Consider the following 21,352-nt stretch of genomic DNA (forward strand, 5'->3'; position numbering starts at 1 on the left):
GTACGTTGCGTGGAGTTTCGCATATTTTTTTCAAATTTCGAATAGTGCCTTTGCATTTCATATAACGATATTTTCTTGCAGGCGCAAACACCTGCGATAACGCCATGGCGTTGCCCACCCTCCTCTACACTTGCCCCATGGAAACCTCCCCAGCCACCGCCGCACCCGCAGCGCCCATTCCCCCACGGGTGCGGGGGGTACGCAAATGGTGGCGCGGCCTCTCCCCCACCCGGCAGGACCGGTTTGCGGCACTGGCACCGCTGGCCGCCGTGCTGATGTTCATGGCGGCCATCGTGGCGGCGTTCTGGTATCTGCGAACCGAAGAGATCGAGCGCGAACACGAAGCCCTTAAACGGGATGTGGAATATGCCCAGCAACGTGTGCGCCTGCGGCTTCTGGAGCGCCAGGAGCAGCTCATGCGCATTGCGCGCGATCTGTCCAACCAGGACCTGGACCGTGCGGAGTTCGTGAGCCGGGCCGAATCCCTGATCAGCCAACACCCCGAGTTGCAGGCCATCACCTGGATTGATGACAAGCGGCGCATCCGTGCCAGCCATGCGGCCCCCACGCTGGGCAGCAGCGAGTTGCGCGTGGCCGGTGAAGTGCTCACACCCGGCGACACCAGGGACACCTACGAGCTGGCGCGCGACCTGCAGCAACCCGTGTATGCACAGCCCACCGCCACCCGGGGCGACGCCACGCCCCTGCTGCAATTGCAGGTGCCCCTGAACCAGCAGGGCAAATTCAGCGGCGTGGTACTGGGCGAATACTCCATCGACAGCCTGTTGCGCTATGGCACGCCCACCGAAGTGCTGGCGCGTTATGCCGTCACGCTGCTCGATGGCAACGGCCAGGTGCTGGCCGGCACGCCGCTGGGCCGGCGCAACCCCAATACCCAGTTGCTGCCGTGGACCCCACGCGCCAACGAATACGAAGTACCCGTTTCCCCGGTGGGCAACGGCCTGGTGCTCAAGGCACAGGCCTACCGCACATCGCTGGGCGTGGTGGGTAGCGGCCTGTTCTGGCTGGTCGGCACACTCAGCGCCATGACGGCCTGGATGCTGATTGCGACCTGGCGCCACACCCGCCGGCGCATGCAGGCCCAGAAGGCGCTGGTGGCTGAAACCAATTTCCGCCGGGCCATGGAGAACTCCGTCCTTACCGGCATGCGTGCGCTGGATCTGGAGGGGCGCATCACTTATGTGAATGCGGCGTTTTGCCAGATGACCGGGTGGAGCGAAACCGAGCTCGTGGGCCTGACGGCCCCTTTCCCCTACTGGCCCGAATCCGACTATGAAGCCCTGTATGCCAAGCTGCGCGACGAAATCAGCGGCAAGACCGTGACGGGCGGGTTTCAGGTGCGCGTGCGGCGCAAGAATGGCACGCAGTTTGACGCGCGCCTGTATGTGTCTCCGCTGATCGATGCCCATGGCCAGCAAACCGGCTGGATGACATCGATGACCGACATCACCGAACCCAACCGCATCCGCGAGCAGCTGTCGGCCTCCTATGAACGCTTCACCATCGTGCTGGAGTCGCTGGACGCTTCGGTGTCGGTGGCACCGCTGGGAAGCCAGGAATTGCTGTTTGCCAACAAGCTCTACCGCCAGTGGTTTGGCTCGCAAACCGTGGGCCACCTACAACTGGTGGCCCAGGCGGGCGTGGTGCCAGCGGCCAACAGCCACATGGCGGGCGTGGACGACGAGGACGGCCTGATGGGACTGCCCACCGACTCGCTGACCAGCGCACGCAGCGAGAACGCCGAAATCTACCTGCCTGACATGGGCAAATGGCTGGAGGTGCGCTCACGCTACCTCAACTGGGTGGACGGACGCCTGGCGCAGATGGTGATTGCCACCGACATCACGCCGCGTCGCCTGGCCGAGGAGCAGGCGGCCCGCCAGGCCGAACGGGCGCAGTCCGTCAGCCGCCTGATCACCATGGGCGAGATGGCGTCGAGCGTGGCACACGAGCTCAACCAGCCACTCACGGCCATCAGCAACTACTGCAGCGGGATGATTTCACGCATCCGCAGCGGCCAGATCACCGAAGAAGCCCTGCTCGCAGCACTGCAAAAAACCGCCCATCAGGCCCAGCGCGCGGGCCAGATCATCCAGCGCATCCGTGCCTTCGTGAAAAAGAGCGAACCCAACCGCACACTGGCCGATGTGCCTTCGATGGTGAACGAGGCCGTCGAGCTGGCCGACATCGAGCTGCGCCGCCACAACGTGCGCCTGACCCACTACGTTGCGGCGCGCCTGCCGCCCGTGATGGCAGACACCATCCTGATCGAACAGGTGCTGGTCAATCTCATGAAAAACGGGGCCGAGGCCATCGAGATGGCCAACCGCCCCACGTCCGGCCGCAGCGTGGAATTGCGCGTGGTGCCCAAGCATGTCGAAGGCCACGATGTGGTGGAGTTTTCGGTGCAGGACACCGGCAAGGGGCTGGCGCCCGAGGTGCTGGAGCGCCTGTTCGAAGCCTTCTTCTCCACCAAGCAGGAAGGCATGGGCATGGGTCTGAACCTGTGCCGCAGCATCGTCGAATCGCACCACGGCCGAATGCGGGCGGAGAACCTCTACAATGGATCCGAGGTCACAGGCTGCCGGTTCTCCTTCTGGCTTCCGCTTGCCAAGCCTGTGGATGCCACTACAAATTCTGTAGCAAACGCACAACCCCCGAGGACAATTGCATGAGTTTGATTCCGAAAAAAGGCACCGTTTACGTAGTGGACGACGACGAGGCAGTCCGCGACTCGCTTCAGTGGCTGCTGGAGGGCAAGGACTACCGGGTGCGTTGCTTTGATTCTGCCGAAACCTTTCTCTCACGCTACGACCCGCGCGAGGTGGCCTGCCTGATCGTGGACATCCGCATGGGCGGCATGACGGGGCTGGAGCTGCAGGACCGACTGATCGAGCGCAAATCGCCTTTGCCCATCGTCTTCATCACCGGCCACGGCGACGTGCCCATGGCTGTGAACACCATGAAGAAAGGCGCGCTCGATTTCATCCAGAAACCCTTCGACGAGGAAGAGCTCGTCGGGCTGGTGGAGCGTATGCTCGACCATGCCCGCGACGCCTTTGCCGGCTACCAGCAGGCCGCCAGCCGCGACGCGCTGCTGTCCAAGCTGACGGGCCGCGAAGCCCAGGTGCTTGAACGCATCGTTGCCGGCCGCCTGAACAAGCAGATCGCCGACGACCTGGGCATCAGCATCAAGACGGTGGAGGCCCACCGCGCCAACATCATGGAAAAGCTCAACGCCAACACCGTGGCCGATTTGCTCAAGATTGCACTGGGCCAGAACGCGCCCAAGGCTTGATTGCTCTCTGTTTCATCGCTTTAAGCGCTTTCCTGCAAAGCGCTACAGGCCATTTTTATCCGTATTTTCTGACATGACCGCACAACTCATCGACGGCAACGCCCTGTCCCGCCAATTGCGCACTGAAGTCGCCCAGCGCGCAGCCGCCCTCAAATCGCGGGGCACCACGCCAGGCCTGGCCGTGGTGCTGGTGGGCGACAACCCCGCCTCCCAGGTTTATGTGCGCAACAAGGTCAAGGCCTGCGAAGACAGTGGCCTGCATTCGGTGCTGGAAAAATACGCGGCCGACATGACCGAAGCCGCGCTGCTGGCCCGCGTGGAGGCCCTGAACAACGACCCCACCATCCACGGCATCCTGGTGCAGCTACCGCTGCCCGCGCACATCGATGCACAAAAGGTCATCGAGGCCATCTCGCCCGCCAAGGACGTGGACGGCTTTCACATTGCCAGCGCCGGCGCACTGATGACCGGCATGCCCGGCTTCTGGCCCTGCACGCCCTACGGTTGCATGAAGATGCTCGAATCGCTCAATGATGGCAAGGGCTACGACCTCAGGGGCAAGCACGCTGTGGTCATTGGCCGCAGCAACATCGTGGGCAAGCCCATGGCGCTGATGCTGCTGCAAAAAGATGCCACCGTGACCATCTGCCATTCGCGCACGCCCGACCTCAAGGCCCAGACCCTGCAGGCCGACGTGATCGTGGCCGCCGTGGGCAAGCGCAACGTGCTCACGGCCGACATGATCAAGCCCGGCGCCGTGGTGATCGACGTGGGCATGAACCGCAATGAAGAAGGCAAGTTGTGCGGCGATGTGGATTTTGATGGCGCGAAGGAAGTGGCCGGCTGGATCACCCCTGTGCCCGGCGGCGTGGGGCCCATGACCATTACCATGCTGCTGGTCAACACCCTGGAAGCCGCCGAGCGCGCCGCCGGCACTTGATGTCAGCCCCGCTCCCACAGCCTCGCAACTTGAACCCGCACCGCAAAGCGCCATCTACACACGCATGAGCAACGCCCTCCTCGACTTCTCCGACCTTCCCCAGTTCGACCGGATCACGCCAGACGACGTGGTCCCCGCCGTTGACGTGTTGCTGGAAAAAGCCAATGCCGCCCTCGAAACGGTCACGGCCGCCGATTTTCCTGCGCGCTGGGATGCCATTGCGAAGGTGCTGGACGTTGCCACGGAGCACCTGGGCACCGCCTGGGGGACCATCAGCCACCTCAACAGCGTGGCAGACACCCCGGAACTGCGCGCTGCCTACAACGCAGCGCTGCCCCGGGTGACCGAATTCTGGACCCGCCTTGGCGCCGATGAGCGCCTGTACGCCAAGTACAAGGCCATTGATCCCGCCACTCTGACCTCCGAGCAGCGCCAGGCGCACAAGAACGCCGTGCGCAATTTCGTCCTCAGCGGCGCCGAACTCACCGGGCCCGCCAAGGAACGTTTTGCCCAGATCCAGGAACGGCAGGCCGAGCTGAGCCAGAAATTCAGTGAAAACGCGCTCGACGCCACCGACGCCTTTGCCTACTACGCCACGGCGGAAGAACTCGATGGCGTGCCCGCCGATGTCCAGCAGACCGCATTGGCAGCGGCCCAGGCGGAGGGCAAGAACGGCTACAAGCTCACGCTCAAGATGCCCTGCTATCTGCCGGTGATGCAATTTGCTACCCGCAGTGCTTTGCGCGAAACGATGTACCGCGCCTATGTCACGCGCGCCTCCGACCAGGCCGAAGGCGAGGCCAGGCGTTTCGACAACTCGGCGCTCATCCGTGAAATTCTGGCACTGCGCCGCGAAGAGGCACAGCTGCTCGGGTACGACAATTTCGGCCAGGTGTCGGTGGTGCCCAAGATGGCCCAGTCGCCTGACGAGGTCATTTCATTCTTGCGGGATCTGGCGCGCCGCGCCCGGCCTTATGCCGAAAAGGACGTGGCCGACCTGCGTGACTTCGCAGCCAGCCAGATGGGCCTGAACGATCCGCAGGCCTGGGACTGGCCCTTTCTTGCAGAGAAGCTGAAGGAAGCGCGCTATTCGTTCAGCGAGCAGGATGTCAAGCAATACTTCACGGCCCCCAAGGTGCTGGCCGGCCTTTTAAAGATCATCGAGACACTGTTCGAGGTCAGCATCCGCCGCGACAGCGCGCCCGTGTGGCACCTCGCGGTCGAGTTCTATCGCATCGAGCGCGACGGCCAGCTGGTGGGCCAGTTCTACCTCGACCAGCCTGCCCGCACCGGCAAGCGTGGCGGCGCCTGGATGGACGACGTGCGCACCCGCTGGCTGCGCCCCGACACCGGCACGCTGCAGACCCCCGTGGCGCATCTGGTGTGCAATTTTGCCGAGGGCGTGGACGGCAAGCCCCCGCTGCTCACCCATGACGATGTGATCACGCTGTTCCACGAATTCGGCCACGGCCTGCACCACATGCTGACGCAGGTGAACGAACGCGACGTATCGGGCATCAGCGGTGTCGAGTGGGATGCGGTCGAACTGCCCAGCCAGTTCATGGAGAACTTCTGCTGGGAATGGGATGTGCTGCGCAACATGACGGCGCACGTCGATACCGGTGCACCGCTGCCGCGTGCACTGTTCGACAAGATGATCGCCGCCAAGAACTTCCAGAGTGGCATGGGCACCCTGCGCCAGATCGAATTTGCCCTGTTCGACATGCTGTTGCACACCGATCACGACCCCGCCCGGGATTTCATGCCCTTGCTGGCCGAGGTGCGCAGCGAAGTGTCGGTGCTGCCACCGCCCTCTTTCAGCCGCACGGCCCACACCTTCAGCCACATTTTTGCGGGTGGCTATGCGGCGGGCTACTACAGCTACAAATGGGCGGAGGTGCTCAGCGCCGATGCCTACGCGGCCTTTGAAGAAACCGCCGGCAGCGACGGTCTGGCCAGCATCGAAACGGGCCGCCGCTACCGGCAAGCCATTCTGGAGGCGGGCGGCAGCCGCCCCGCCATGGAATCCTTCAAGGCCTTTCGTGGCCGAGAACCCAGCCTGGATGCCTTGCTGCGCCACCAGGGCATGGCAGACTAAGTCTTTCTGTTGCACCGACTCTTCTTTATCAGGAGACGACCCATGGGCAAGCCCTTGCGTACACCGTTGCTGGCCTCGTTGGGGATGGTGCTGGCGGTTGCCGGTGCCCATGCCCAGGTCGTGTACCGGATTGTCGGCCCCGATGGAAAGGTGACCTTCTCGGACCGCGCGTCCGACAGCAATGCCAAACCCGCACAAGGCGTCTGGCAAGGTTCCGCCGCAGCCATCGGTTCTGCACTGCCCTACGAGCTTCAGCAGATTGCGGCACGCTTTCCCGTGACGCTGTACACCGGCAGTGACTGCGCTCCATGCAACAGCGCCCGCAACCTGCTCGTGGGGCGCGGCATTCCGTTTGCTGAACGCACCGTCAATACCAACGAGGACATCGAGGCGTTGCAGCGCATGAGCGGCAACAACGGCCTGCCCTTTGCCACGATCGGTGGCCAGCAGCTGGCGGGATTTTCCGAAAACGAGTGGACCCAGTACCTGAACGCGGCCGGATATCCCCTGCAATCCCAGCTGCCACCGAACTACCGCCGCCCGCCCGCGACCCCGCTGGTGGCCGTCCAGGCAGCGCAACCGGCGGCATCCGGCGGGCCGGCCAGAAGAACACCTGCGGAGCGTCCACGGCCCACACCCAGCACCGACGGCCCTTCGCCCAGCAACCCCGCAGGTATCCGCTTCTGACACATCCTGCCGGGCCCGGGCCCGGCACTGCCTGACGCCGTTCAGTAGGTGAAGGTCTTCACCACGCCCTGCGTGGTTCCCACAAGGCCTACCGATGCTTTCTGGTGCGCGAATACGCCCACCGTCACGACCCCAGGCCACTGGTTCACCTGGGACTCCAACGCCAGCGGGTCGGTGATGGACAAGCCCGTCACGTCCAGGATGTGCTGACCGTTGTCCGTCACCAGCGGTTGTCCGTCCCTCAGGCGCAGGCGCGCCATGCCACCCAGCGCGGCAAAGCGTCGCACAATGTGCTGGGCAGCCATCGGAATCACCTCCACTGGCACAGGGAAGCGGCCCAGTGCCGGCACCAGCTTGGACTCATCAACGATGCAAACAAAGCAACTGGCCAGGGCCGCCACGATCTTCTCGCGCGTCAGAGCGGCGCCACCGCCTTTGACCATGTAACCGTGGCCGTCGATTTCATCGGCGCCATCGATGTACACCGCCAGCGATTCCACGTCATTGGCATCGAACACCGGAATTCCCAGCGCCTTGAGCCGCTCGGTGCTCGCCACCGAACTGGAAACAGCGCCCCGGATCTGGTCTTTGATGCCCGCCAGCGCGTCGATGAAGTGGTTGACCGTGGAGCCCGTACCAACCCCCACGATGGCACCGGGCACCACGTATTGCAGGGCCGCCTTGCCCACCAGGGCCTTGAGTTCGTCTTGGGTCAGAGGGGATGGAGTCGTCATGGGGGAGAATCAAAGGGTAATCGTCGAATTATCTCCTCATGTCACTGATCCCCTACGCCCTCACCCGCTCTTTCCTGTTCGGCATGGATGCCGAGTCCGCCCATGAACTCACCATGGGCATGCTCGCGCGCGGCCAAGGCACGCCCATGCAGTGGGCCTGGTGCAACGAAACCGTGGAGGACCCCATCGAGCTGGCCGGGCTGACCTTCCCCAACCGCGTGGGTCTGGCGGCCGGGCTGGACAAGAATGCCCGCTGCATCGACGCCCTGGGTGCCATGGGCTTCGGCTTTGTGGAGGTGGGCACGGTAACGCCCAAGGCCCAGCCGGGCAATCCCAAGCCCCGCATGTTCCGCCTGCCCGAGGCAAGGGCCCTGATCAACCGGCTGGGCTTCAACAACGACGGCCTGGACGCATTCATCCACAACGTGCAGCAGGCGCGGTTTCGCACCCAGCATCGCAAACATCCGATGCTGCTGGGGCTGAACATCGGCAAGAACGCCAGCACCCCGATCGAAGACGCCACCAGCGACTACCTCACCTGCCTCGACGGCGTGTACCCGCACGCTGACTATGTCACGGTCAATATCAGCTCCCCCAACACACAGAACCTGCGCGCCTTGCAAAGCGACGCGGCCCTTGATGCCCTGCTGGGTGCGATTGCCGAACGCCGCGAAGCACTGGCCGGGCAATACCGCCAGACCGACAGCAAGGGTGTCACCTCGTCCCGCCGCGTGCCCATCTTTGTCAAAATTGCCCCCGACCTCGACGAGGCGCAGGTGGCGGTGATTGCCAGCACACTGCAACGCCACGGCATGGATGGCGTGATCGCCACCAACACCACCATCCGCCGGGAAGCCGTCCAGGGAATGCCCCATGCCGAGGAGCTGGGAGGGCTCAGCGGTGCACCGGTGCTGGAAGCCAGCAACCAGGTTATCCGCCAGCTGCGCGCCGCACTGGGCAGCCGTTTTCCGATCATCGGCGTGGGTGGCATTCTCAGTGCGGAAGATGCCCTGAGCAAAATCCGCGCGGGAGCAGACGTGGTGCAGATCTACACCGGCCTGATCTATGAAGGCCCCGCGCTTGTCTCGAAGGTGGCGCGCGCCATCAAGGCAATGGCGTGAACGGCTGATGAACGGCCAATGGTGAGGCCTTGCGCCCCACCTTGCAGCCACATCGCGCCTTAGCGGCGCAGGCGCATCACCAGCGGGAGCACCACCCCTGCCCATCGCACCAGTCGGCGTGGGCCAGCGGCAATCGCCACGCCGGCCAGCGCGGCAACGGCAGCAGGATGCTGGCGGACAAAGCCAGCAACGCGCAGCAGCAAAGAAGCCTCCGCATCGTCGCCCTCGGTCGCAGCAGCCAAGGCCTGGGCCTGCAACCGCGCGGCACGGCGGTCGCGCAAACGCGTGCGCTGCTCGGCGATGCGCTCCAGCACCCGTTGCTGCGCCACCGTGGCGTGCACTGAAAAGGCCTGTTCGGAAGAACTCACAAGCGCTCCTTGATATCACGCCAGTCTTGTGACAACTCACGCCGGGTCAGGGCAAAACCATTGCCCATGCTGCGTACCACCGCTACCAACGTGACGATGGCAGCGCACCAGGCCACCAGCCATGTCCCTGCCACCACCCAGGCCGCCAGCACGCGATGGGGCGTGTCCCAGAACTGCACCAGCACGGCCATCGACACCATCACCAAGGCCACCATGGTGAGCCCGATAACGGCGATCAACAGCGCCAGCAGCTGTTGCAAGCGCTGCTTTTGATCGAGCCACTCCAGGCGCGCCAATGCCAGCCGATCTTCGGCAGCGATGACCCCCTCGATGGCATTCGCCCGCCACCGCGCCGCGAATGCCTCCAGTCCGAGCAAGGAAAGCCAGTTCATACGCACTCTCCCTGCATCAGCGCAATGGACGGCAAGCGATCAACGGCGTGCAAGCAAAAATCCCACCAGAGCACCGACGGCCAGCGCCGCGCTGGCCACGCGCCAGGGCTCATCGTGGGCATAGCGGTCAGCCGCCACGGCTGCATCCTTGGCCTGGCGGGCTGCTTCCTGCGCGGCACGCACTGCCGATTCCCGCACCGAATGCATGCCGTCGTCCAGGCGCTGGCGCAGCACCTTGATCTCGGGGAACGAATCCAGATCCCGGCTTGCCAACAAGCCGCGCAGATCGGACACGAGTTTTTCAAGTTCGCCCTGGGTGGTGGTGGTGTCAGAAGCAGTCATACATGCCTTTCGTTGCAATAAGTGAGCAGCCATGCAGCGTGGATGCTGCAGCCTGAGGACCATCTTAGCGACATGCCCAAAAACCTGTCACACCGCTTGGTCGCTAAACGTTACCAAAAGAGCGGGATTTGATGCAAGTCAAACCAGAGAGAGCGCATGGTCGGCGATGGCCAGGGCGCTGGTAAGGCCCGGAGATTCGATGCCAAAGAGATTCACCAAGCCAGGCACGCCATGGTCGCACGGCCCCTGGATGAGAAAGTCCGCTGCGGGTGCGTCGGCGCCATGGATCTTGGGCCGGATGCCCGCGTAGCCCGGTGCCAGCGCGCCATCGCGCAAGCCAGGCCAGTACTTGCGCACTTCGCCATAAAAGGCCTCTCCCCGCGCCGGATCGACCAGCAGATCGTCGGCCGAATCCACCCATTGCACGTCCGGCCCGAACTTGGCCTGCCCGCCCAGATCCAGCGTGAGGTGAACCCCCAGCCCCGCAGCCTCGGGCACCGGGTAGATCAGATGGCTGAACGGTGCCTTTGCGGTCAGCGTGAAATAGCTGCCCTTGGCGTAATAGGCCGTCGGAATGTAGCGTGCGTCCAGCCCGGAAAACTGCCGGGCCAGGGCCGGCGCCTGCAGACCCGCCGCATTGACCACGGTACTTGCTTGCAGGCGCGTGCCATCTTTTGCTTCTAAAAAAATAGCACCTTGCACACAATCGGCAAATGCCAGAGGCGAATTCAATGCAACAATTCCGCCTGCATGCTCCAGATCACCCTGCAGGGCGAGCATGAGGGCATGGCTGTCCACGATTCCCGTGCTGGGCGAATGCAGTGCCGCCACGCATTCCAGGGCGGGCTCCAGTGCCCGGGCCGCGTCGCGGTCCAGCCACCGCAGGTCCAGAACACCGTTGGCCGTGGCGCGCTCCTGAATCGACCGAAGGCCTGGCAGTTGCTCCGGCGAAGTCGCCACCAGCAGCTTGCCGCAACGCCGGTGCGGCACGCCATGGTCGGCGCAATAGGCATACAGCAGATCACGGCCTTGCACACACAGGCGCGCCTTGAGCGAACCCGTGGGGTAATACAGCCCGGCATGAATGACCTCGCTGTTGCGCGAACTGGTACCCGTGCCGATGGCGTCTGCGGCCTCCAGCACCATCACCTCGCGCCCCTGCATGGCCAGCGCACGGGCCACGGCCAGGCCCACCACACCCGCGCCCACCACGACGCAATCCACCTTGTCCGTCATCTCTGTCTTCCTTTTTTCTGAGAATACCTTCAGGCCTGCTCAAAACCGTCCAGCACATTGCCTGCATTGGTGCCCAGCTCTGCAGCGGCATAGCCGCCTTCCAGAACCAGCACCGTCGGCAATTTCAATCCCGCCAGCCGCGCACCCAGACGGGAAAAATCGGCACAAGCGAGGGCAAACCGCGAAATGGGATCCCCTTCGAAGGTATCCAGGCCCAGCGAAACCACCAGGGCATCCGCTCCGAAGCGCGCAATGCGGGCACAGGCCTGCTCCAGCGCAGCAAACCAGGCGGTTGCGGTGGTCCCGGCGGGCAGCGGCAGGTTCAGGTTGCAGCCCTCTCCTTCGCCCTCGCCGGTTTCATCGGCATGGCCGAGATAGAAAGGGTATTCGGTGCGGGGGGCACCGTGGATGCTCACGAACAGCACATCGCCGCGGCCGTAGAAGATGCTCTGGGTGCCATTGCCATGGTGGTAATCCACATCCAGCACGGCCACGCGATCCGCCCCCCGGTCGCGCAAGGCCTGGGCCGCCACCGCCGCATTGTTGAGAAAGCAGTAACCCCCCATGAAATCGGGCCCCGCATGGTGCCCGGGCGGACGCGTGCAGCAAAACACGGCGCGCTCGCCTGCGGCCACCCGGAAGGCCGCACTGGCAGCCGCATCCGCGCCGGCCTTGGCGGCAGCCCAGGTGCCTGCCGCCAGCGGCGTACCGTTGTCCATGGAGTAGAGGCCCAGGCGCGCGATGAAATTGTCAGGCTCCCTGTCGCTGCGCAATGTGCGCACCGGCCAGACCGACGGGAACGGCTGCACCGAGGCATTGGCGGTATCGAGCGCCAGCCACTGTTGCCAGGCCCCCTCCAGGAATGCCAGATAGCGCGCCGCATGAACCTGGCCCAACACCGTTGCGCTGTCGACATCGGGTGCGAGCAAGCTGTGGCCCCGGGCTCGGAGGCTGTTTTCCACGTAATCGGCCCGTGTGGGATTTTCAAAACAGGGCACGCGTTCACCCCGGAAGAACTCATGGACGGGGGCATGCCCCCGGTGCAACGGGTTGTGAAAAGCCAGCATGGAGTAAGGGCAAGATCGGGGAAACGTTTCGCCGCCCACATTGGGTCCGAGGGGCAGGCCGCTTCGCGCAATGTACGGACGCGGAGCGCCAACTGTAACGGCCAATCCATCCGCTTGTGCGCCGTTATGCCCCGGTCATGAAAAAACCCTTGCAGACATGCGCCTGCAAGGGTTGAATTGGTGGGTGATACATGGATCGAACATGTGACCCCTGCCGTGTGAAGGCAGTGCTCTACCGCTGAGCTAATCACCCGTGTCGCTGCGACAGCCTTCGATTATGGCACAGCTTTTCAGCCTGGCTGAACGGATCGCCAAATTGTTTTGCCACCACTGGCCTTGTCGATCTGCGTCAGCACTTCTTCGTGGGATGCAATTTCCTGCTCGCTGGCCTGCAGCACGGGCAGGTTGAAGCTGCGCAGATCGATCTGGACGAAGCTGGCGCCATCGGCGCTGTCCTGCGCATCGTCGATGATCAGCAGCGCATCCTGGCCTCGGGTGAGGTTGATGTACACATCCGCCAGCAATTCGGCATCCAGCAAGGCGCCATGCAGTGTGCGGCCCGAGTTGTCCACGCCCAGGCGGTCGCACAGCGCATCGAGCGAATTGCGCTTGCCGGGATAGAGCTCCTTGGCCATGGCCAGGGTGTCGGTGATGCTGTCCACAAAGCTGCGGAACGCGGGGCGCCCCACCAGCTCCAGCTCCTTGTTCAGGAAGCCCACGTCAAATGCCGCGTTGTGGATGATGATCTCGGCGCCCTGCAGGTAGTCCAGCAGCTCATCGGCCACGGCCGCAAACTTGGGTTTGTCCTTCAAGAATTCGTTGCTGATGCCGTGCACGCGCAGCGCATCCTCGTGGCTGTCGCGCTCGGGGTTCAGGTAGAAATGCTTGTTGTTGCCCGTGAGCTTGCGCGCCACCAGCTCCACGCAACCGATTTCAATGATGCGGTCGCCCCCTTCGGCGGACAGACCGGTGGTTTCCGTGTCCAGAACAATCTGCCGTGACATCAGGCCTCCCGTGGTGCAACCGGCGTGCGGCGCACAGTACTCATGCCGCGTGGGGCTGAAGCACCGTGCATATCAGTGGTTTTCCTTGGCGTGGTTGATGGAATATTTGGGTATCTCCACCACCAAGTCTTTCTGCGCAATGATGGCCTGGCACGACAGGCGCGACTGGGGCTCCAGCCCCCAGGCACGGTCGAGCAGGTCCTCTTCTTCTTCCTCGGCCTCGTTGAGCGACTCCATGCCCGCGCGCACGATGACGTGGCAGGTGGTGCAGGCGCAGCTCATGTCGCAGGCGTGCTCGATGTTGATGTGGTTCTCCAGCAGCGCTTCGCAGATGGATGTGCCTGCGGGTGCGGTGATTTCGGCACCGGAGGGGCAATATTCAGGGTGGGGCAGTATTTTGATGACAGGCATGGATGGTCTTCTTGTTCGCAGGGGTACGCTCGGTGGGTTCAGAAAGCCTGCACGTTCTTGCCCGCCAGGGCCTGGCGAATGCCGCGGTTCATGCGCTGCGCAGCAAAGGCCTCTGTGCCCTTGGCCAGGGCCTGGGTCGCCGCCTCGATGACCGCGGCATCGTCGGACGCGCGTTGCTGGCCCAGGGCGGTCATCAAGGCCTCGATGTCGGCCCGCTCGGGCCCAGTCAACACGTCGCCATCGGCGTCCAGGGCGCTCTGGGTCGCCATCAGCATGCGGTCGGCGTCCACACGCGCCTCCACCACGGCGCGTGCGCGCATGTCCTGCGCGGCCGTGGCAAAGCCGTCCTGCAGCATGCGGGCGATCTGGTCGTCCGACAGGCCATAGGAGGGCTTCACGTCGATGCGGGCCTCGACCCCGCTGCCCTGCTCCCGGGCATTCACGCTCAGCAGGCCGTCGGCATCGACCGTGAAAGTGACCCGGATGCGGGCTGCGCCGGCCGCCATCGCAGGTATACCGCGCAGCTCGAAACGGGCCAGGCTGCGGCAGTCCTGCACCAGGTCGCGCTCGCCCTGCACCACATGGATGGCCAATGCGGTCTGGCCATCCTTGTAGGTGGTGAAGTCCTGCGCCTTGGCGGTGGGAATGGTCTCGTTGCGGGCCACGATGCGCTCCACCAGCCCGCCCATGGTCTCGATGCCCAGTGACAGGGGAATCACGTCGAGCAGCAACAGATCGCCCGCCGTGTTGTTGCCTGCCAACTGGTTGGCCTGGATGGCGGCACCCAGCGCGACCACCTCGTCCGGGTTGAGATTGGTCAGGGGCTCCTTGCCAAAAAACTCGGCCACTGCTCGCTGCACCTGGGGCATGCGGGTGGAGCCGCCCACCATGACCACCCCTTGCACCTCGTCCCTCGCCAGCTTCGCGTCGCGCAAGACGCGGCGCACCGCGGCCATGGAGCGCGCGGTCAACTCGGCGGTAGCGGTTTCAAAATCGGATTGCTTGACATCCAATCGCACGCTACCAGCTGCCAACTCAACGACAAACGCTACGATTTCAGTAGCGGTCAAGGCTTCCTTGCAGGCTCTGGCCGCCATGCGGATTGCTGCCTTGTCGGCAGGCGTATCGGCGGACAAGCCCTGTTGCTCAAGCACCCAATTGGCGAGCGCTGCGTCATAGTCATCGCCACCCAGGGCCGAATCGCCGCCGGTGGCAATCACTTCGAAAACGCCTTGCGTCAGTCGCAACACCGAGATGTCGAAGGTGCCACCGCCCAGGTCGTAAACGGCGTAGACGCCTTCGCTGGCATTGTCCAGGCCATAGGCAATGGCCGCAGCGGTTGGTTCATTGATCAGGCGCAGCAAATGGATTCCGGCCAGCTTGGCTGCATCTTTGGTGGCCTGGCGCTGGGCGTCGTCAAAATAGGCCGGCACCGTGATCACGGCACCGTACAGGTCGTCGTTGAAGGTGTCCTCGGCACGGTAACGCAGCGTGGCCAGGATCTCAGCACTGATTTCCACCGGCGACTTCACGCCCCCCGCCGTCAACAGCCCCACCATGCCGCCAGCGCTGGCGTCGGGGCTCTGGACGAATTCGTAGGGCAACTGCTCTGCGTCCGCCACATCCTTGAGGCCACGGCCCATGAAGCGCTTGGCCGAGGCGATGGTATTGCGGGCATCGCCGGACTGCGCCGCTATCGCATCGTAGCCAATCTGCCGCCCGCCCTGCTCCAGGTAGCGCACCACCGATGGCAGCAGCACGCGCCCCTCGCCATCGGGCAGGCACTCAGCCACGCCATTGCGCACCGCCGCCACCAGCGAATGCGTGGTGCCCAAATCAATGCCTACCGCAATGCGCCGTTGGTGCGGATCGGGGGACTGCCCGGGCTCGGAAATCTGCAAAAGCGCCATGGAATTCTTGTGTTCTACGTGATGAGGCCCTGCCTTGCGCAAAGCGCCTCGAAAAAAAGGGGAATGCCGCTATTGTCCCAGTTGATCCCGGCGCCGCTCGATGTCGTCGGCAAATCGCGCAATGAACATGAGGGCTCTGACCTGCCGCGCTGCAGCGGCGTAATCCTGTTGCTCGTCGAGCAGTTGCCTGCAAAGCGTCAGCACCTGGCTCTGGGCCTGCTGCACGCCATCGTCCAGCGCGTCCAGCTCGGCAGATGAACGCGCTTCCTCCAGCGATTCACGCCACTCCATCTGCTGCACCAGAAAGCTTGCGGGCATGGCGGTGTTGTCTTCGGCCTGGATGGGTGCGCCATGCAGCTCGCACAGGTAGGCGGCACGGCGCATCGGGTCCTTCAGGCGCTGGTAGGCCTCGTTGATGCGCACCGACCACTGCATGGCTACCCGCTGGGCAGCGGCGCCCTGTGCCGCAAATTTGTCGGGATGGGCCTCGCGCTGCAGTTCCTTCCAGCGCGCATCCAGTGCCGCGCGGTCCTGGGCAAAGCGTTGCGGCACGCCAAACAGCTCAAAATCGTCAGATTGCAGATTCATGCCCATACTAGGTCACGCAGGATCAATAAAAAACCGCCAGCACGCAGCGCGATGGCGGTTGGACGGCAACGCGACAGGAAACCTCAAACGCGGAAGCTCTCACCGCAGCCGCAGCGGTCCCGTTCATTGGGGTTGTTGAACTTGAAGCCTTCATTCAGGCCTTCGCGCACAAAATCCAGTTCGGTGCCATCGATGTAGGCCAGGCTCTTGGGGTCGATCAGCACCTTGACGCCGTGGTTTTCAAACACGATGTCTTCCGGTTCGGAGTCGTCCACATATTCGAGCTTGTAGGCCAGGCCCGAGCAGCCGGTGGTCTTGACCCCCAGGCGCACGCCCAATCCTTTGCCCCGGCGCGCCAGGTAGCGGGAGACATGCCGGGCAGCAGCTTCTGTCAACGTAATGGCCATGGTCAGACTGCGGCCGCCGCGCTGTGGTGCTTGGCCTTGTAGTCGTTCACGGCCGCCTTGATGGCGTCTTCGGCAAGGATGGAGCAGTGGATCTTGACGGGCGGAAGAGCCAGCTCTTCGGCGATCTCGCTGTTTTTCAGGGCCGCCGCTTCGTCCAGCGTCTTGCCCTTGACCCATTCGGTCACCAGCGACGACGAGGCAATGGCAGAGCCGCAGCCATAGGTCTTGAAACGGGCATCTTCAATGACACCGGTTTGGGGGTTCACCTTGATCTGCAGCTTCATCACGTCGCCGCAGGCGGGAGCGCCCACCATGCCGGTGCCCACGGAATCGTCACCCTTGTCGAACGAACCCACGTTGCGGGGGTTTTCGTAATGGTCAACCACTTTGTCGGAGTAAGCCATGATGTGTACCTCTTCAATTCTTCAGAAATCTTCAGGAATTCAGTGCGCTGCCCACTGGATGGTGCTGATATCGATGCCGTCCTGGTACATCTCCCACAGCGGGCTGAGTTCGCGCAGGCGGGCCACGTTTTCACGAATGGTGCCAATGGCGTAGTCGATCTCTTCTTCGGTCGTGAAACGGCCAATGGTCATGCGCAGGCTGCTGTGCGCCAGTTCGTCGCTGCGACCCAGGGCGCGCAGGACATAGCTGGGCTCCAGGCTGGCCGAAGTGCAGGCAGAGCCCGACGACACGGCCAGACCCTTGATCCCCATGATCAGCGATTCGCCTTCGACGAAATTGAAGCTCATGTTCAGGTTCTGCGGCACCCGGCGCTCCAGGCTGCCATTGATGAACACCTGCTCGATATCCTTCAAGCCATTGAGCAGGCGCTGCTGCAATGCGCGGGCCTTGGCATTGCTCTCGGCCATTTCTTCCTTGGCGATGCGAAAAGCCTCGCCCATGCCCACGATCTGGTGCGTGGGCAGCGTGCCCGAACGCATGCCGCGCTCGTGGCCACCACCGTGCATCTGCGCTTCCAGGCGGACGCGGGGCTTGCGGCGCACAAACAAGGCACCCACCCCCTTGGGGCCGTAGGTCTTGTGGGCCGTCATGCTCATCAGGTCGATCGGCAGAACGCTCATGTCGATCTCGACCCGGCCTGTGGCCTGCGCGGCATCCACATGCAGCAGGATGCCTTTCTCGCGGCACAGGGCGCCAATGGCCGGAATGTCCTGGATCACACCGATTTCGTTGTTCACGAACAGGATGCTGATCAAGATGGTGTCAGGGCGGATGGCTGCCTTCAGGGCGTCCATGTTGACCAGGCCATCCTCCTGAACATCCAGATAGGTCACGTCGAAACCCTGGCGCTCCAGCTCGCGCATGGTGTCCAGCACGGCCTTGTGCTCGGTCTTGAGGGTGATGAGGTGCTTGCCCTTGCCCTGGTAGAAATGGGCAGCGCCCTTCAAGGCGAGGTTGATGGACTCGGTGGCACCGCTGGTCCAGACGATCTCGCGGGGGTCCGCGCCGATCAGGTCGGCCACTTGCACGCGTGCTTTTTCCACGGCCTCTTCGGCCTCCCAGCCCCAGGCGTGGCTGCGGGAAGCGGGGTTGCCGAAATGTTCGCGCAGCCACGGAATCATGGCATCCACAACGCGTGGATCCACCGGCGTGGTGGCGCCGTAATCGAGATAGATGGGGAAATGCGGGGTCATGTCCATGGCTGGCTCAGTAAAAATTGCTGGCTGGCAAACTCAAAAAAACAAGGTTCGAGAAACACGTTCAGGGCGGTGCCGACCCCAGGGCCGAACCGGGCGCCCCAGGTATCAGGATTTGGCGAAGACGTTACCCAGCGCGAACACCGAATTGGGTGCATTCACGCGAATGGGCTTGACCACGGGAGTCGTGGAGATCGCGCGCCGCGTCACGGGCTTGTCCTCGATCTGCACACCCTTGGCCAGTTGCTCGTCCACCAGCTTCTGCAACGTGACGGAATCGAGGAACTCGACCATGCGCTGGTTGAGCGAAGCCCACAACTCATGCGTCATGCAGCGACCCGCCTCACCCAGGCAATTTTCCTTGCCACCACACTGCGTGGCATCAATCGGCTCATCCACCGAAACAATGATGTCTGCCACCGTGATGTCGGCCGCCTTGCGGGCCAGGGTGTAGCCACCGCCGGGTCCCCGGGTGGATTCCACGAGTTCGTGGCGGCGCAGCTTGCCAAAGAGCTGCTCCAGGTAGGACAGCGAGATTTGTTGCCTCTGGCTGATGGCCGCCAGCGTGACAGGGCCATTGTTCTGGCGCAAAGCCAGGTCAATCATGGCGGTGACCGCAAAACGGCCTTTGGTTGTGAGACGCATCGCAAGCTCCTTGTCTACGCTTGTTCGTTATAAAACTGCGGGCCCTGGCAAATGCGCAGCGCCTGCACCGTCTCCGCCCCTTACCCCGTCCAGTTGTCTGGCACAGGGCCCTTCATCGTTGGGCTCTTTTCTTGAGTATTTTGTAAGAGTATACCACAAATCCCAATCGATTTTGTCGGGTTAAAAAACCAACAAGTCATAATTTCACCGATCAAGTTTCATTCCCCTTGGGACACCTGCGTTCAGAGTGCCACTGAATCGCTGCCATGCGCTCCAAAAGCCTGGTCCTTGAGCCGTGTCAACTGGTCGCGCATGCGTGCGGCCTGCTCGAATTCCAGGTTGCGCGCATGTTCCAGCATGAGCTTCTCCAGGCGCTTGATCTCGCGCGCCACGTCCTTCTCGGACATGTCCTCCACCTGGGCGCGCTGCAGGGCTTCCTGCTCCAGCCGCTCTGCGTCCTTGCCCGCTTTTTCGCTGTAAACCCCGTCAATCAGGTCTCTTACCCGCTTGACAATGCTGCGCGGCGTGATGCCGTGGGCCTCGTTGTATGCGATCTGCTTGATGCGCCGGCGTTCCGTCTCGCCCATGGCTTTTTTCATGGAATCGGTGATGCGATCCGCATAAAGGATGGCATGGCCGTTCAGGTTGCGCGCAGCACGGCCGATGGTCTGGATCAGGCTGCGCTCGGCGCGCAGGAAGCCTTCCTTGTCGGCGTCCAGGATGGCCACGAGCGACACCTCGGGAATGTCCAGCCCTTCGCGCAGCAGGTTGATGCCCACCAGTACGTCGAATGCCCCCAGGCGCAGGTCGCGGATGATTTCGACGCGCTCCACGGTGTCCACGTCGCTGTGCAGGTAACGCACCTTTACGCCGTTGTCCGTGAGGTAATCGGTCAGCTGCTCGGCCATGCGCTTGGTCAGCGTGGTAATGAGTACGCGTTCATGCTTTTCAACGCGAATGCGTATTTCCTGCAGCACGTCATCCACCTGGTGGGTGGCGGGACGGACTTCCACCACCGGGTCCACCAGGCCGGTGGGGCGTACCACCTGGTCCACGATCTGGCCCGAATGGGTTTTTTCATAGTCAGCCGGCGTGGCTGAAACAAAAATCACCTGCCGCATGCGCTGCTCGAACTCCTCGAACTTGAGCGGGCGGTTGTCCAGCGCCGATGGCAGGCGAAACCCATATTCCACCAGCGTGGTCTTGCGTGAGCGGTCACCGCTGTACATCGCGTTGAGCTGGCCGATCATCTGGTGGCTCTCGTCCAGGAACATGATGGCGTTCTTGGGCATGTAGTCGGTCAGCGTGCTGGGCGGATCGCCCGGCGCGGCGCCCGACAGGTGGCGCGTGTAGTTCTCGATGCCCTTGCAGTGCCCCACCTCGCTGAGCATCTCGAGGTCGAAGCGCGTGCGCTGCTCCAGCCGCTGGGCCTCCACCAGCTTGCCATCGGCCACCAGCTGCTGCAGGCGCTCGGCCAGCTCCAGCTTGATGGTTTCCACGGCGGCCAGCACCTTGTCGCGCGGGGTCACATAGTGGCTGCTGGGGTACACGGTAAAGCGCGGGATCTTCTGCTTGACGCGCCCCGTGAGCGGATCGAACAGCTGCAGACTTTCGATCTCGTCGTCAAACAGCTCGATGCGCATCGCCAGCTCGGAATGCTCGGCCGGAAACACGTCGATGGTGTCGCCGCGCACGCGGAACTTGCCGCGCGAAAAGTCCGCTTCATTGCGCTGGTACTGCATGCGGATCAGCTGGGCAATCACATCCCGCTGGCCCAGCTTGTCGCCCGTGCGCAATGTCATCACCATGCGGTGGTAGCTCTCGGGCTCGCCAATGCCGTAGATGGCCGACACGGTGGCCACGATGACTACGTCCTTGCGCTCCATCAGGCTCTTGGTACAGCTCAATCGCATCTGCTCGATGTGCTCGTTGATGGCGCTGTCCTTCTCGATGAACAGGTCGCGCTGCGGCACGTAAGCCTCAGGTTGGTAATAGTCGTAGTAGCTCACGAAATATTCGACGGCGTTCTTGGGGAAGAACTCGCGGAACTCGCTGTAGAGCTGCGCCGCCAGCGTCTTGTTGGGCGCGAACACGATGGCCGGGCGCCCCATGCGGGCGATCACGTTGGCCATGGTGAAGGTCTTGCCCGAGCCCGTCACACCCAGCAGCGTCTGGAAGGTCTCCCCGTCATTCAGCCCCTCCACCAGCTTGTTGATGGCCTCGGGCTGGTCGCCCGCAGGCGGGTAAGGCTGGAACAGTTCAAACGGGGAATCGGGAAAGCGGACGTACTCGCCGTCGGGCTTTTCGGTAGAGACTTCAGTGATATCCGGCATGGTGCAGTCAACGAGGGATTGTGGTGGGCCGTTAAAATCGGCGCAACCGGGCACAGTACACCACGCCCCGATTCTTCGCTACTGACAAC

The 21,352-nt window shown here is 63.2% G+C and carries 21 protein-coding genes and 1 tRNA gene; 6 read left to right on the top strand and 16 right to left on the bottom strand.

Annotation, left to right across the window (positions count from 1 at the left end):
• Window positions 1-137: 137 nt before the first annotated feature.
• From K225_RS0103125 to K225_RS0103145, 5 genes are all read left to right on the top strand, one after another.
• Complete coding sequence (locus tag K225_RS0103125; RefSeq protein ID WP_026435049.1) at window positions 138-2,696, top strand: PAS domain S-box protein; 2,559 nt, start codon at window positions 138-140, stop codon at window positions 2,694-2,696.
• On the top strand, window positions 2,693-3,319 hold the full coding sequence (locus K225_RS0103130) for a response regulator transcription factor (protein WP_026435050.1): 627 nt from the start codon (window positions 2,693-2,695) through the stop codon (window positions 3,317-3,319). The genes K225_RS0103125 and K225_RS0103130 overlap by 4 nt, the downstream gene beginning before the upstream one ends.
• Before the next feature lie 73 nt (window positions 3,320-3,392).
• On the top strand, window positions 3,393-4,259 hold the full coding sequence (folD, locus tag K225_RS0103135; RefSeq protein ID WP_026435051.1) for a bifunctional methylenetetrahydrofolate dehydrogenase/methenyltetrahydrofolate cyclohydrolase FolD: 867 nt from the start codon (window positions 3,393-3,395) through the stop codon (window positions 4,257-4,259).
• A gap of 64 nt (window positions 4,260-4,323) precedes the next feature.
• The gene (locus K225_RS0103140; RefSeq protein WP_026435052.1) at window positions 4,324-6,357 is read left to right on the top strand and encodes a M3 family metallopeptidase; all 2,034 of its coding nucleotides are present in this window, start codon (window positions 4,324-4,326) and stop codon (window positions 6,355-6,357) included.
• Between the two features lie 42 nt (window positions 6,358-6,399).
• Window positions 6,400-7,044 (top strand): glutaredoxin family protein, encoded by a 645-nt coding sequence (locus K225_RS0103145; RefSeq protein ID WP_026435053.1) that lies wholly within the window; start codon window positions 6,400-6,402, stop codon window positions 7,042-7,044.
• 41 nt (window positions 7,045-7,085) lie between these two features.
• On the opposite strand, the gene rpiA is transcribed toward K225_RS0103145, so the two are convergent.
• Complete coding sequence (gene rpiA, locus K225_RS0103150; RefSeq protein WP_026435054.1) at window positions 7,086-7,778, bottom strand: ribose-5-phosphate isomerase RpiA; 693 nt, start codon at window positions 7,776-7,778, stop codon at window positions 7,086-7,088.
• Window positions 7,779-7,816: 38 nt separating this feature from the next.
• Here rpiA and K225_RS0103155 point away from each other — a divergent pair, with 38 nt between their 5' ends.
• Window positions 7,817-8,899, top strand: coding sequence for a quinone-dependent dihydroorotate dehydrogenase (locus K225_RS0103155; protein ID WP_026435055.1), 1,083 nt, complete (start codon window positions 7,817-7,819; stop codon window positions 8,897-8,899).
• Between the two features lie 59 nt (window positions 8,900-8,958).
• Here the strand turns inward: K225_RS0103155 and K225_RS0103160 are convergent, their stop codons facing one another.
• The 15 genes from K225_RS0103160 to uvrB all read right to left on the bottom strand — a co-directional run bounded on the left by K225_RS0103160 (window position 8,959) and on the right by uvrB (window position 21,263).
• Window positions 8,959-9,267: a hypothetical protein gene (locus tag K225_RS0103160; protein ID WP_026435056.1), complete on the bottom strand. Its 309-nt coding sequence runs from the start codon at window positions 9,265-9,267 to the stop codon at window positions 8,959-8,961.
• Window positions 9,264-9,659: a phage holin family protein gene (locus K225_RS0103165; protein ID WP_026435057.1), complete on the bottom strand. Its 396-nt coding sequence runs from the start codon at window positions 9,657-9,659 to the stop codon at window positions 9,264-9,266. Before K225_RS0103165 ends, K225_RS0103160 begins: the two co-directional genes overlap by 4 nt.
• A 39-nt stretch (window positions 9,660-9,698) precedes the next feature.
• Window positions 9,699-10,001, bottom strand: coding sequence for a YqjD family protein (locus tag K225_RS0103170; protein ID WP_026435058.1), 303 nt, complete (start codon window positions 9,999-10,001; stop codon window positions 9,699-9,701).
• Between the two features lie 138 nt (window positions 10,002-10,139).
• Entirely contained in the window at window positions 10,140-11,237 is a 1,098-nt protein-coding gene (locus K225_RS0103175; protein ID WP_026435059.1) for an NAD(P)/FAD-dependent oxidoreductase, read from the bottom strand.
• 29 nt (window positions 11,238-11,266) lie between these two features.
• Window positions 11,267-12,304 (bottom strand): histone deacetylase family protein, encoded by a 1,038-nt coding sequence (locus tag K225_RS0103180; RefSeq protein WP_026435060.1) that lies wholly within the window; start codon window positions 12,302-12,304, stop codon window positions 11,267-11,269.
• Between the two features lie 178 nt (window positions 12,305-12,482).
• Window positions 12,483-12,557 (bottom strand) — tRNA-Val (locus K225_RS0103185).
• Window positions 12,558-12,594: 37 nt separating this feature from the next.
• Window positions 12,595-13,308 carry a DNA polymerase III subunit epsilon gene (gene dnaQ / locus K225_RS0103190; protein ID WP_026435061.1) on the bottom strand — a complete coding sequence of 238 codons (714 nt, stop codon included), beginning with the start codon at window positions 13,306-13,308 and terminating at the stop codon, window positions 12,595-12,597.
• A gap of 72 nt (window positions 13,309-13,380) precedes the next feature.
• Window positions 13,381-13,719 (bottom strand): ISC system 2Fe-2S type ferredoxin, encoded by a 339-nt coding sequence (gene fdx, locus K225_RS0103195; RefSeq protein WP_026435062.1) that lies wholly within the window; start codon window positions 13,717-13,719, stop codon window positions 13,381-13,383.
• A gap of 38 nt (window positions 13,720-13,757) precedes the next feature.
• Window positions 13,758-15,629: a Fe-S protein assembly chaperone HscA gene (gene hscA, locus K225_RS0103200; RefSeq protein WP_026435063.1), complete on the bottom strand. Its 1,872-nt coding sequence runs from the start codon at window positions 15,627-15,629 to the stop codon at window positions 13,758-13,760.
• Window positions 15,630-15,698: 69 nt separating this feature from the next.
• On the bottom strand, window positions 15,699-16,217 hold the full coding sequence (gene hscB, locus K225_RS0103205) for a Fe-S protein assembly co-chaperone HscB (protein WP_026435064.1): 519 nt from the start codon (window positions 16,215-16,217) through the stop codon (window positions 15,699-15,701).
• 83 nt (window positions 16,218-16,300) lie between these two features.
• Window positions 16,301-16,624 carry an iron-sulfur cluster assembly protein IscA gene (gene iscA, locus K225_RS0103210; RefSeq protein ID WP_026435065.1) on the bottom strand — a complete coding sequence of 108 codons (324 nt, stop codon included), beginning with the start codon at window positions 16,622-16,624 and terminating at the stop codon, window positions 16,301-16,303.
• A 2-nt stretch (window positions 16,625-16,626) separates the two neighbouring features.
• Window positions 16,627-17,028 (bottom strand): Fe-S cluster assembly scaffold IscU, encoded by a 402-nt coding sequence (gene iscU, locus K225_RS0103215; RefSeq protein ID WP_026435066.1) that lies wholly within the window; start codon window positions 17,026-17,028, stop codon window positions 16,627-16,629.
• Between the two features lie 39 nt (window positions 17,029-17,067).
• A complete protein-coding gene (locus K225_RS0103220; RefSeq protein WP_026435067.1) occupies window positions 17,068-18,288 on the bottom strand; it encodes an IscS subfamily cysteine desulfurase in 1,221 nt (406 codons plus the stop codon).
• 105 nt (window positions 18,289-18,393) lie between these two features.
• Window positions 18,394-18,930: a Fe-S cluster assembly transcriptional regulator IscR gene (gene iscR / locus K225_RS0103225; protein WP_026435068.1), complete on the bottom strand. Its 537-nt coding sequence runs from the start codon at window positions 18,928-18,930 to the stop codon at window positions 18,394-18,396.
• Between the two features lie 242 nt (window positions 18,931-19,172).
• Window positions 19,173-21,263 carry an excinuclease ABC subunit UvrB gene (uvrB, locus tag K225_RS0103230; protein WP_026435069.1) on the bottom strand — a complete coding sequence of 697 codons (2,091 nt, stop codon included), beginning with the start codon at window positions 21,261-21,263 and terminating at the stop codon, window positions 19,173-19,175.
• Window positions 21,264-21,352 lie beyond the last annotated feature (89 nt).

The organism is Acidovorax sp. JHL-9 (assembly GCF_000426205.1).
GTDB classification, from domain to species: Bacteria; Pseudomonadota; Gammaproteobacteria; order Burkholderiales; family Burkholderiaceae_C; genus Acidovorax; species Acidovorax soli.

Coding starts and splice junctions, on each gene's coding strand:
- rpiA (WP_026435054.1), bottom strand. CDS start 7,778: ATGACGACTCCATCCCCTCTGACCCAAGACGAACTCAAGGCCCTGGTG.
- K225_RS0103180 (WP_026435060.1), bottom strand. CDS start 12,304: ATGCTGGCTTTTCACAACCCGTTGCACCGGGGGCATGCCCCCGTCCAT.
- iscA (WP_026435065.1), bottom strand. CDS start 16,624: ATGGCCATTACGTTGACAGAAGCTGCTGCCCGGCATGTCTCCCGCTAC.
- dnaQ (WP_026435061.1), bottom strand. CDS start 13,308: ATGTCACGGCAGATTGTTCTGGACACGGAAACCACCGGTCTGTCCGCC.
- K225_RS0103175 (WP_026435059.1), bottom strand. CDS start 11,237: ATGACGGACAAGGTGGATTGCGTCGTGGTGGGCGCGGGTGTGGTGGGC.
- uvrB (WP_026435069.1), bottom strand. CDS start 21,263: ATGCCGGATATCACTGAAGTCTCTACCGAAAAGCCCGACGGCGAGTAC.
- K225_RS0103130 (WP_026435050.1), top strand. CDS start 2,693: ATGAGTTTGATTCCGAAAAAAGGCACCGTTTACGTAGTGGACGACGAC.
- K225_RS0103220 (WP_026435067.1), bottom strand. CDS start 18,288: ATGGACATGACCCCGCATTTCCCCATCTATCTCGATTACGGCGCCACC.
- hscB (WP_026435064.1), bottom strand. CDS start 16,217: ATGAATCTGCAATCTGACGATTTTGAGCTGTTTGGCGTGCCGCAACGC.
- K225_RS0103155 (WP_026435055.1), top strand. CDS start 7,817: ATGTCACTGATCCCCTACGCCCTCACCCGCTCTTTCCTGTTCGGCATG.
- K225_RS0103145 (WP_026435053.1), top strand. CDS start 6,400: ATGGGCAAGCCCTTGCGTACACCGTTGCTGGCCTCGTTGGGGATGGTG.
- iscU (WP_026435066.1), bottom strand. CDS start 17,028: ATGGCTTACTCCGACAAAGTGGTTGACCATTACGAAAACCCCCGCAAC.
- K225_RS0103165 (WP_026435057.1), bottom strand. CDS start 9,659: ATGAACTGGCTTTCCTTGCTCGGACTGGAGGCATTCGCGGCGCGGTGG.
- K225_RS0103170 (WP_026435058.1), bottom strand. CDS start 10,001: ATGACTGCTTCTGACACCACCACCACCCAGGGCGAACTTGAAAAACTC.
- folD (WP_026435051.1), top strand. CDS start 3,393: ATGACCGCACAACTCATCGACGGCAACGCCCTGTCCCGCCAATTGCGC.
- K225_RS0103140 (WP_026435052.1), top strand. CDS start 4,324: ATGAGCAACGCCCTCCTCGACTTCTCCGACCTTCCCCAGTTCGACCGG.
- fdx (WP_026435062.1), bottom strand. CDS start 13,719: ATGCCTGTCATCAAAATACTGCCCCACCCTGAATATTGCCCCTCCGGT.
- hscA (WP_026435063.1), bottom strand. CDS start 15,629: ATGGCGCTTTTGCAGATTTCCGAGCCCGGGCAGTCCCCCGATCCGCAC.
- iscR (WP_026435068.1), bottom strand. CDS start 18,930: ATGCGTCTCACAACCAAAGGCCGTTTTGCGGTCACCGCCATGATTGAC.
- K225_RS0103125 (WP_026435049.1), top strand. CDS start 138: ATGGAAACCTCCCCAGCCACCGCCGCACCCGCAGCGCCCATTCCCCCA.